Genomic DNA, 9,343 nt, shown 5'->3' with positions numbered 1-9,343 from the left:
GTTCGAGAAACGCAGCGCTACCCAAACCGCTCTCCACTAAACCGAAGCAAGTCCAACGGCTATGGATGGCGATCTGCGTCGAAGAAGCATGTGCACGCGCGACGCATACGAACGGTTCATGGCGTCGCCCTCACTTTTTTAGTCATCAGGTCGAATGCCCGGCGCGACGATCGCCCGGACGCAAGCGGCTCATAAGGCTTTGGTAGCTGGGCGCTTGGCTTTCGCGAGCTGGCACGGCGTGTCCGTGGCGCCCATGGCCTGCGCCATCTCGGCAGCACTCTGGCCGGCTCCGTCGCGCTTGTCCGGATCGGCCCCATGGTCCAGCAACAGTTCGACCATCTCTGTGCGGTTGAACATCGCCGCCGTCATCAGCGCGGTGCGGGTGCCGTCGCCGGTCCCGTCGACAGCTGCGCCGTGGGCCAGCAGCAGGCGGGCGATCTCGATCTCGCCCTTGAAAGCGGCTCCCGCCAGGGGCGTTTGTCCACGATCGTTGGCGAGTTCCGGGTCGCCGCCGTTTTCGAGGATGACCCGCGTAGTTTCTGGCTGCGCGTTGTAAGCCGCCAGCATCAGCAGGCTGTCGCCCTTGTCGTTGCGGAGATTGGCAGGCAGCCCCTGGCCGAACAACTCCGCCAACTCGTCGGCATGCCCCAGACGCGCGTATTGGAAGACCCGGCCGGCGAAGGCGAGGGTCTCGTCGTCCAGCACGGGCTTGTCGACATGGTCAGGCATGGTGGTTCGTCCGGGCGGCTGATCTAAATCAAGCTATGGCTCAACTCGGCCGATTCCAGTCAAGCTTCGAAAAAGTGATGATCAGGGAAAGTGATGATCAGGGAATGACTTTTTCGGCGCGGAGACGCGCAAACAGATCGCAAAAGCTGTCATTGCTTGGCTGATAGTCGAGGAAGCCGAGCCGCCGGCTACGGCTCATGTCGGTCACTACCTCGATCGGGCGCCCAAGGTCGGCATCCGTGTGCCAGGGCGAGACGAGGCGGTCGAGATCGGGTTCGATCAGGCGTTCGCGGCTCGCAATGTCCCGCCACAGCGGGGCATCCTCGGCCATCTGCCGCTCCAGGGGCGTCGGCCGTTCGGGGTATGGGGCGGGAGACAATCCGAACCATTCGGCGACACGCGCCCACATCCACGACCAGCGAAAGACGTCGCCGTCGACCACGTTGAAGGCGGTGTTCGCCGCGGCCGGGGTGGTGGACGCCCAGGCGAGATGGCGCGCGAGCAGACGCGCGTCGGTGACGTCGGTGAGGCCGTGCCATTGCTGCGGCGAACCGGGAAACAGGAAAGGACGTCCGGTCTCGCGGCAGAGCGAGGCATAGACGGCCAGCGTCACGCCCATGTTCATGGCATTGCCCAGCGCATAGCCGACGATGGTGTGCGGGCGGTGTACGCTCCAGGAAAAGCCGCGCCGCTCTGCGGCCGCGAACACCTCATCCTCCTGCACGTAGTAGAAGTTCTCCACGTCCAGGCGTCCCTGGTCCTCGCGGAATGGGGTCTGCGGAAGCACCCCTTGGCCGTAGGCCTCAAACGGGCCGAGATAGTGCTTCAGCCCCGTGACCAACGCCACATGCGCGAGGGGCGCATGGTCGAGTGCACCGAGGAGGTTGCGGACCATGGCGCCGTTGACCCGGCAATTCTCGGCCTCCGTCGCCTGCCGCATCCAGGTGGTGATGAACACGTGCGTCGGGCGCACCTGCGCCAAAGCCGTGTGCAGGGACGCCGGATCGGTGAGATCGGCCACCACCGGCGTCACGCCGTCGATGGCCACCGGCCGGCGTGCGAGACCGTGCACCGCCCACCCAGCCTTCACGAGATGACGGGCGAGATTGTTGCCGACGATGCCGCTCGCGCCGGCGATGAGAGCCGTACCTGTCATGATGCTGGAACTCCGAGACGTGTGAACGGGCGGTCGGCCATCAACGCATCCGGCGCCGCGCCGTTCGCTAGCGCACCTGAGCCATGCTCTAAACGCAGAGTGGGCTGAGCCTCGCCTTCAGGAGCGGACGTCACAGCATGCGTTCAGAGGACGAATAGCGATCGGGTCGGGAGGTCCATCGCAGGGCTCGGCCCACCGCTGGCATCAGTCCGGCAGCCGCTTGCGGTCGGCGACGCCGATGCCGCGCAACAAAGTCGCGAGATCGCGGGCGACCGCATCATAGTCGCGCACGTGCACCCCGTCCTGAGGCAGCGCCTGTGTGGTCAGCCCGGTCTCGCCGTCCCGCAGGCCCGCGAACGGATCGAACAACCGGCAGCCATTTCGCTCGCACACGCTGCGGAGGACCGCCGTGTAAGCGGCCACTGCCGCCGGATCACGCTCTCTTTGCGCCTCCGGGCCGATCGGCGGCACGGCAGCAACCAACACGACATCCGCATTGGTCCGCAGCCACGCCAGGATGCGCGTCACGGCCGCCTCGAACCCTCCGAGGGTGCCCTTCGACAGCGGCGCGGCAGTGCGCAGAATGTCGTTTGTGCCGAGGAACAGCATCGCGACCCCAGCGCGAGCCCGGAAGGGCAACGCGTCGAGCTGCGTGGCGTAGCGTCGTGCCGAGGCTCCCCCGATTCCGCCGTTGACCACGGGCAGCCGTCGCGCCAGGGCGTTTCCGAGGATCTCCGCGTGCGAATTGCCCGCCAGCAACACGAATCCCGGCTCTGCCGCGTCGAGTTCCGCGCGGATCACCGGCAGGCGTCGGGCGAGGTGCGCCTCGGCGACAAGCCTGTTGCGCTCGCCTTGATCCTCGGCGCTGAACGCCACGGCACCGATCCCGATGGCGATGGCCAGCACGCCCCTGCGCGTCCATCTCTCGGACCGGGACCGCCTCGGGTTGTCGCGAGAACTGCTCATCCGCACCCTCGCGCCAAACATCGGGTATGGGGTCGAATCGACCCGATGCGGGACGCGCCTCGCTGCCGGCTTCCTGGGGCCAGTGAACCGCTGCGCCGACCATTAAGAGCCGCGACCGCTCCCGCGCTCATAGCCTCAGGGTCGCGGCGCCCCGACCCCAGTCGCCGTCGTCGAGGGCGGCCCTGTTCCGACTTACCGGTTTCGTCGACACGAGGACGTCCAGGATGACGCCGCCCCGTTCCGACTATGACATCGATGACTAAACCACCCCACGCAGGGCTTCGAGATCCAGGGGTTGGTTGACCATGGCGAGAGTGCCGGCGGCGGCGTGCGGCCATTCCGCCGGAGGGCGGTCCCAGTACAATTCGACGCCGTTCTGGTCGGGATCGCGCAGATAGAGAGCCTGGCTCACCCCGTGGTCGCTCGCGCCGTCGAGGGCGATGCCGGCGGCATCGAGCCGGCGCAACGCGTCGGCCAGTGCCGCGCGCGTCGGATACAGGATCGCGAGGTGGAACAGGCCCGTCGTCCCCGGCGCCGGCGGCCGGCCCCCGGCGCTGTCCCAGGTGTTGAGCCCGATATGGTGATGATAGCCCCCCGCCGAGATGAACGCGGCCTGCGTGCCGAAGCGTTGCATCACTGCGAATCCGAGAACACCGCAGTAGAAGTCCAAGGCCCGGTCGATCTCTGCCACCTTCAGATGGACGTGGCCGATGCGGGTGCCGGGGTCGATGGCGGTCGCCGATGCGCCGGGAGGCTGTGTCACCGGGTCCGTCATGCGATGGGCGCTCCACGCGGGTCTCGATAGAGCGCACCCTACGCCCTTTCCGGTTGTCGTCGAACGGACCATATTCCAACGATGGCCGCCCCCAAAAATCCCCGTACATCGACCGTCAAGGCTTCCAGTTCCAAGGCGTCGAAGCCCGAATTGCAGCCTTTGGACGAGCACTTGGCCGCGCTGCTCAGCCCCGCGCTGAACCGGAACCGGCTGCCCGTCGTCGAGAACACGCCGCCGGCCGTACCGGCCCGGCCGGGACGCCCCAAGAAGGCGGCGCCGCAGCCCAAAGGGTTTGGCGAAGCGGCGCAATCCAGCTTCGTCCATTCCGACGACGCGGCCAAACTCGATCCGCGCTTGGCGCAGGCGCTCGGGCTGCGCGGTCCGGAGGATGGCCCCGTGCCGGCGGGCAACGCCGAAGACGACCAGACCTCCATCGCTACCGACGGCGTCTCGGCCACGGTGGACGCCCTGTCGCGGTTGCTCACCGAGGGCAACCCACTGTTCAGGGACGGCCAGACTTGGGCGCCGCACCGGCCGGACCGGCCCAAGAAGTCGGAGGGCGGCCTCGCTTTCACGCTGAAATCCGAATTCGAGCCGGCGGGCGACCAGCCCCGCGCCATCGCCGAACTGGTGAGCGGCGTGAACAAGGCGGAGCGCGATCAGGTGCTCCTCGGCGTCACCGGCTCGGGCAAGACCTTCACGATGGCCAAGATCATCGAGGCGACGCAGCGCCCGGCCCTGATCCTGGCGCCGAACAAGACCCTCGCGGCGCAGCTCTATGGCGAGTTCAAGAGCTTCTTCCCCGACAACGCGGTGGAGTACTTCGTTTCGTATTACGACTATTACCAGCCCGAAGCCTACGTGCCGCGCTCGGATACCTTCATCGAGAAGGAATCCTCGATCAACGAGCAGATCGACCGGATGCGCCACTCCGCCACCCGTGCGCTGCTGGAGCGCGATGACGTGATCATCGTCGCCTCGGTCTCGTGCATCTACGGCATCGGCTCGGTGGAAACCTACACCGCCATGTCGTTCACGGTGTCGCTGAACGAGCGCATCGAGCAGCGCCAACTCGTCGCCGATCTGGTGGCGCTGCAGTACAAGCGCATCCAGTCGGACTTCGCCCGCGGCACCTTCCGGGTGCGTGGCGACGTGATCGAACTCTGGCCGGCCCACTTGGAGGATCGCGGCTGGCGCATCGGCCTGTTCGGTGACGAAATCGAGAAAATCACCGAGTTCGATCCGCTGACCGGGAAGACCATCAACGACCTCAAGTTCGTGAAGGTCTACGCCAACAGCCATTACGTCACGCCGCGCCCGACCCTTCAGCAAGCGGTCAAGGGCATCAAGACCGAGCTGAAGCTGCGGGTTGACGAGCTCACCAAGATGGGGCGATTGATCGAGGCCCAGCGCATCGAGCAACGCTGCACCTTCGACATCGAGATGATCGAAGCTACCGGCGCCTGCAACGGCATCGAGAACTATTCGCGGTATCTGACCGGGCGAAAGCCCGGTGAGCCGCCGCCGACCCTGTTCGAGTACCTGCCCGACAACGCCCTGGTGTTCACCGACGAGAGCCACGTCACGGTTCCGCAGATCGGCGGCATGTACAAGGGCGACTTTCGCCGCAAGGCGACCCTCGCCGAATACGGCTTCCGCCTGCCGTCCTGCCTCGACAACCGCCCATTGCGGTTCGAGGAATGGGATGCGATGCGGCCCCAGTCGATCCACGTCTCGGCGACCCCCGCCAAGTGGGAGATGGAGCAGACCGGCGGCGTCTTCGCCGAGCAGGTCATCCGCCCCACCGGCCTTGTCGATCCGGTAATCGAAATCCGCCCTGCTCGCTCCCAGGTCGACGATCTTTTGGGCGAGGTCCGCGAGGTCGCGTTGGCCGGCTACCGCACCCTGGTGACGACGCTGACCAAGCGGATGGCCGAGGATCTCACCGAGTACCTGCACGAGAACAATGTCCGGGTGCGCTACATGCACTCCGACATCGACACTCTGGAGCGCATCGAGATCATCCGCGACCTTCGTCTCGGGGCGTTCGACGTGCTGATCGGCATCAATCTTCTGCGCGAGGGCCTCGACATCCCGGAATGCGCGCTGGTGGCGATTTTGGATGCCGACAAGGAAGGGTTCCTGCGGTCCGAGACCTCCCTGGTGCAGACCATCGGCCGCGCGGCGCGCAACGCCGACGCCCGCTGTATCCTCTACGCCGATAATATCACCGGCTCGATGGAGCGGGCGATGGCGGAGACCGAGCGCCGCCGTAACAAGCAGGTCGCCTACAACACCGAGCACGGCATCACGCCCCAGAGCGTGAAGCGCGGCATCAGCGACATCCTCGGCAGCGTCTACGAGGGCGATCACGTTCAGGTCGATACGGGACTGGCCCGGAACGCCGCCACCATCGGCCACAACTTCAAGGCCGTGATGGCCGATCTCGAAAAGCGCATGCGAACCGCAGCCGCGGATCTGGATTTCGAGGAGGCTGCGCGCCTGCGCGACGAGCTTAAGCGCCTCCAGGCCACCGAACTCCTCGTCTCCGACGACCCGATGGCACGCCAGGCCGATATCGAACGCGAGGCCGGACGTTACGGCTCGAAGCAGAGCCGAATCTCGAAGCCGACCCTCGACAATATGGGCCCCGGCACCGACCGCGAATTGCCGGTGGGCGCCGCGCCACCGCAATGGCAGGAGCGGCCCAAGGCCCGCTCGACACAGGGGCTTGGTGGGCAGAAGCCGAAATTCAAGGGCGGGGGCGGGCGTAAACGCGACTGAAGGGTGCGCACCGCGGAACCCGAGGCTCTCAGCAGGCTTTGTTCGGCAGATGGCTCCCGTGGGGGCCGATGCCTGCCGCTGCCGCCGGAGTTTTCCTCATGTCCTCGCGCCTGTCTCCCCGTACCCTCCGGCCGCGGGCCGGCTCTGCTGTGACTGGCCTGTTCCTCGGTGGATTGGCCGTATCGGCGGCCTTCGCCGTCCTCGTCGGGCCCCTCGGTGAGCGCTCGGCGAACGCCCAGTCGATGGCCAATCCCAACGACCAGCCGACGCCCGCCACCGTGCCGACGCGTGACGGCGCCAGGGCCGCCGATCAATCCGCCGGTACGGTCGCGCCGCCGAGCGCCATCAAGAGCTCGACGTCGGTGGTCTCGTCGGACCGGAAGAAGTCGAGCTACACCAATCCCCTCGATCACCTGCCCGCCAGGGACCGCGCCGGAACCGGCGGCCGCGGCGAATAGGCGACTGGCCGTATCGCCCTCCCACCGGGTGGGGCACCCGGCCCGAAGTGCCGGCGTTCTATGCGTATATCGACTTCCGCCGAGAACCGGCGTCCACATCTCGGGCCGCCACCCTGGCGCGGCCACGAAACCGGAGAAACGATCATGGGTCTGCTCGATCAGGTCATTGGCGGAGTGCTCGGGCAGGTACTGGGAGGCGGGCATGGGCGCGAGCAGAGCGGTGCTCCCTCCAGCGGCGGTGCGCTCGGTGGAGCGATGCTGCCCATCGTGCAGGCGCTGCTGATGCTTCTGATGTCGAAGGGTGCCGGCGGCCACGGCGACATCCTCGGTGGTGGCCACGCTGGACCGCAGGAGCATCAGCAGGAGCGGCGCGGGCCCGATGACGGCGATATCGGCGGTTTCGGTCAGGACCGTGGCGGAGCGCCGGCGACGACCGATCGCGGCAGCCAGGGCGGCGGCGAATTCGGCGACCTGTCCGGCATGCTCGACGGCCCCGGAGATCGCCCGAATGGCGGTGACACCGGTGCAGGCTCGCAGGCTCAACCCAATCACGAATCCGGCGTTGGTCAGGGCGGCCTCGATGGGCTGATCGACCGGTTTCAGCGCGGCGGGCTCGGCGATATGATGGAGTCGTGGATCGGGCACGGCCAGAACCGTCCGGTCCAGCCTACTCAGCTCGCCGATGCACTCGGTCCCGAGACCATCAATGCGCTCCAGCAACGCACGGGCCTGGATCGCAACGACCTCCTCTCCCAACTCGCCCAGGCTTTGCCGCAGGTCATCGACCGCCTCACGCCACAGGGCCGTCGTCCGAACGGCGACGAATCGCGTGGGTGGTGAAGACCGGCTTCGGCCGTCACCCACCGATTTGTTCGAAAATCCATGCTCTCTTCCTTGCGAATGATCGAGGCCGGTAAATCAGCCGCCCGTCCGTCAAATCCGGTTCAGCGATACGGCTCTGTGATCGGAGCGCCCGCGAAGCGCATCCCCGGCTCATGGAAACGGTAGGTGTTTCGTCCCTCGACCTTGGCGCGATACAAAGCGAGATCGGCCTGACGGCATAGCTCCTCCGCATCGGCACCGTCCTGCGGCGCCAGAGTGATGCCGATGCTGACCCCGACATCAACTTGGCGCCCGGCGAGATCGACGGGCTTTCCCACCGCATCGATCAGGCGCCGCGCCAGGGCGTGGCCGCTTTCCGGCTGGTTCGATCCCGTCTGGATGATCGTGAACTCGTCGCCACCGATTCTGGCGACCGTGTCCTCCGCGCGCACCACCGCCTTCAGCCGCTCTGCGATGGTGCGCAGGAGAGCGTCGCCGGCTTGATGCCCGAGGCTGTCATTGACCTCCTTGAACCGGTCGAGATCGAGACTGAGGATCGCAAAGCCGCTGGATCGGCGCCCGCTCGCCGCAATTTCCTGGGTCAGCCGCTCGCGAAACAAGGTTCGGTTAGGCAGATCGGTCAGGTCGTCGTGCCGCGCCATATGCGCGATCTTGCGTTCCGCCGCCTTGCGATCGGAAATGTCCCGCACGGCGGCGACATAGCCCGTGGGAGAACCAGTCGCCGGATCGCGCGTGATGGTGAAGGTCACCTCGACCCAGACCCACGAACCGTCCTTGCGCCGATAGCGCTGCCGCGCCACGGCCGTTTCCAGACGTGCCTCGCGCAGATCGGCGAGCACACGGGCGTAGGCGTCCGCGTCGTCGGGGTGGATCTGGTCGATCGGCTGCGTGCCCACGAGCTCCCCGGCCTCATAGCCGAGCAGGGTCAGGGCTGCCGGTGAGACGTAGGTGCGGGTGCTGTCCAGGCCCGATCGGACGATCATGTCCGAGGTATTCTCGGCGAGCAGGCGATAATGCGCCTCGCTTTCGCGCAGGCGCGCCTCGGCGCGATGCAGGTCGAGCAGGGCGGTGACCACCGCCGCGAGATCTGCCAATTGCGCCTTCTCGTCGGACGAGAAATGGCGTGCCTGGGTGCCCATCACGCAGACGGTGCCGACCCGGATACCCGGCTCGATGATCAGCGGCGCACCGGCATAGAACCGGATATGCGGTGGGCCAGTGACGAGCGGACTGTCGCAGAAGCGCGGATCCGTCCGCGCGTCCTCGATCACGAAGACCGCATCGGAGAGGATGGTGTAGGTACAGAAGGCGCCTTCGCGCGGGCTGCCATCGGAGACGACGCCGCGCTTCGCCTTGAACCACTGCCGATCAGCGTCGATCAGCGTCACCGTCGCCATCGGCAGCCCGAACAAGACGCACGCCGTTCGGCAGATTGCGTCGAATCGTAATTCGGGTCGGGTCCCAAGGATGGCGAGGCCCTGTAGACCGGCTAGTCGCTCCGACTCATTGCTCGGGACTGGATACATGCTGGCTCCAAATCGATCGTGCTTGGAAAATTGGTTCCTGCTGTTCCGCATGGTGCTCACGGATATGAGCTTTTCGTCGGGTGAGTGTGAAGATAGACGGTTTTCC

Annotated in this window: 9 protein-coding genes; 4 read left to right on the top strand and 5 right to left on the bottom strand. The window is 66.4% G+C overall.

From position 1 onward, the window contains the following. Positions 1-189 precede the first annotated feature (189 nt). The 3 genes from G3T14_RS02650 to G3T14_RS02640 form a co-directional block, all read right to left on the bottom strand. On the bottom strand, positions 190-729 hold the full coding sequence (locus G3T14_RS02650) for an ankyrin repeat domain-containing protein (RefSeq protein ID WP_163639723.1): 540 nt from the start codon (positions 727-729) through the stop codon (positions 190-192). A gap of 97 nt (positions 730-826) precedes the next feature. Then, on the bottom strand, positions 827-1,885 hold the full coding sequence (locus G3T14_RS02645) for an SDR family oxidoreductase (protein WP_163639721.1): 1,059 nt from the start codon (positions 1,883-1,885) through the stop codon (positions 827-829). Positions 1,886-2,089: 204 nt separating this feature from the next. Then, complete coding sequence (locus G3T14_RS02640) at positions 2,090-2,791, bottom strand: SGNH/GDSL hydrolase family protein (protein ID WP_163639719.1); 702 nt, start codon at positions 2,789-2,791, stop codon at positions 2,090-2,092. On the opposite strand from G3T14_RS02640, the gene G3T14_RS02635 reads away from it, so the two are divergent. Then, positions 2,781-2,957 (top strand): hypothetical protein, encoded by a 177-nt coding sequence (locus G3T14_RS02635; RefSeq protein WP_163639717.1) that lies wholly within the window; start codon positions 2,781-2,783, stop codon positions 2,955-2,957. The two genes, G3T14_RS02640 and G3T14_RS02635, sit on opposite strands and share 11 nt — an antisense overlap. A 153-nt stretch (positions 2,958-3,110) precedes the next feature. On the opposite strand, the gene G3T14_RS02630 is transcribed toward G3T14_RS02635, so the two are convergent. Beyond that, a complete protein-coding gene (locus G3T14_RS02630; protein ID WP_163639715.1) occupies positions 3,111-3,626 on the bottom strand; it encodes a VOC family protein in 516 nt (171 codons plus the stop codon). 81 nt (positions 3,627-3,707) lie between these two features. Between G3T14_RS02630 and uvrB the strand changes: the two genes are divergently transcribed. The 3 genes from uvrB (at position 3,708) to G3T14_RS02615 (ending at position 7,708) form a co-directional block, all read left to right on the top strand. Continuing rightward, positions 3,708-6,410 (top strand): excinuclease ABC subunit UvrB, encoded by a 2,703-nt coding sequence (uvrB, locus tag G3T14_RS02625; protein WP_163639714.1) that lies wholly within the window; start codon positions 3,708-3,710, stop codon positions 6,408-6,410. 98 nt (positions 6,411-6,508) lie between these two features. Further along, positions 6,509-6,868 carry a hypothetical protein gene (locus G3T14_RS02620; RefSeq protein WP_163639712.1) on the top strand — a complete coding sequence of 120 codons (360 nt, stop codon included), beginning with the start codon at positions 6,509-6,511 and terminating at the stop codon, positions 6,866-6,868. A 144-nt stretch (positions 6,869-7,012) separates the two neighbouring features. Further along, the gene (locus G3T14_RS02615; RefSeq protein ID WP_163639710.1) at positions 7,013-7,708 is read left to right on the top strand and encodes a YidB family protein; all 696 of its coding nucleotides are present in this window, start codon (positions 7,013-7,015) and stop codon (positions 7,706-7,708) included. Positions 7,709-7,812: 104 nt separating this feature from the next. Here the strand turns inward: G3T14_RS02615 and G3T14_RS02610 are convergent, their stop codons facing one another. Next, positions 7,813-9,237: a sensor domain-containing diguanylate cyclase gene (locus tag G3T14_RS02610; RefSeq protein WP_204262576.1), complete on the bottom strand. Its 1,425-nt coding sequence runs from the start codon at positions 9,235-9,237 to the stop codon at positions 7,813-7,815. Positions 9,238-9,343: the final 106 nt, after the last annotated feature.

This window comes from Methylobacterium sp. BTF04 (genome assembly GCF_010692745.1).
Taxonomy (GTDB): Bacteria; Pseudomonadota; Alphaproteobacteria; order Rhizobiales; family Beijerinckiaceae; genus Methylobacterium.
The sequence above is the reverse complement of the archived record's forward strand: the minus strand, read 5'-3'. Positions and strand labels throughout refer to the sequence as shown.

What these genes read in the sequence shown, in the direction of transcription:
- G3T14_RS02650 (WP_163639723.1), bottom strand. Translation starts at nt 729, where the DNA reads ATGCCTGACCATGTCGACAAGCCCGTGCTGGACGACGAGACCCTCGCC.
- G3T14_RS02645 (WP_163639721.1), bottom strand. Translation starts at nt 1,885, where the DNA reads ATGACAGGTACGGCTCTCATCGCCGGCGCGAGCGGCATCGTCGGCAAC.
- G3T14_RS02635 (WP_163639717.1), top strand. Translation starts at nt 2,781, where the DNA reads ATGGCCAGCACGCCCCTGCGCGTCCATCTCTCGGACCGGGACCGCCTC.
- G3T14_RS02630 (WP_163639715.1), bottom strand. Translation starts at nt 3,626, where the DNA reads ATGACGGACCCGGTGACACAGCCTCCCGGCGCATCGGCGACCGCCATC.
- uvrB (WP_163639714.1), top strand. Translation starts at nt 3,708, where the DNA reads ATGGCCGCCCCCAAAAATCCCCGTACATCGACCGTCAAGGCTTCCAGT.
- G3T14_RS02620 (WP_163639712.1), top strand. Translation starts at nt 6,509, where the DNA reads ATGTCCTCGCGCCTGTCTCCCCGTACCCTCCGGCCGCGGGCCGGCTCT.
- G3T14_RS02615 (WP_163639710.1), top strand. Translation starts at nt 7,013, where the DNA reads ATGGGTCTGCTCGATCAGGTCATTGGCGGAGTGCTCGGGCAGGTACTG.
- G3T14_RS02610 (WP_204262576.1), bottom strand. Translation starts at nt 9,237, where the DNA reads ATGTATCCAGTCCCGAGCAATGAGTCGGAGCGACTAGCCGGTCTACAG.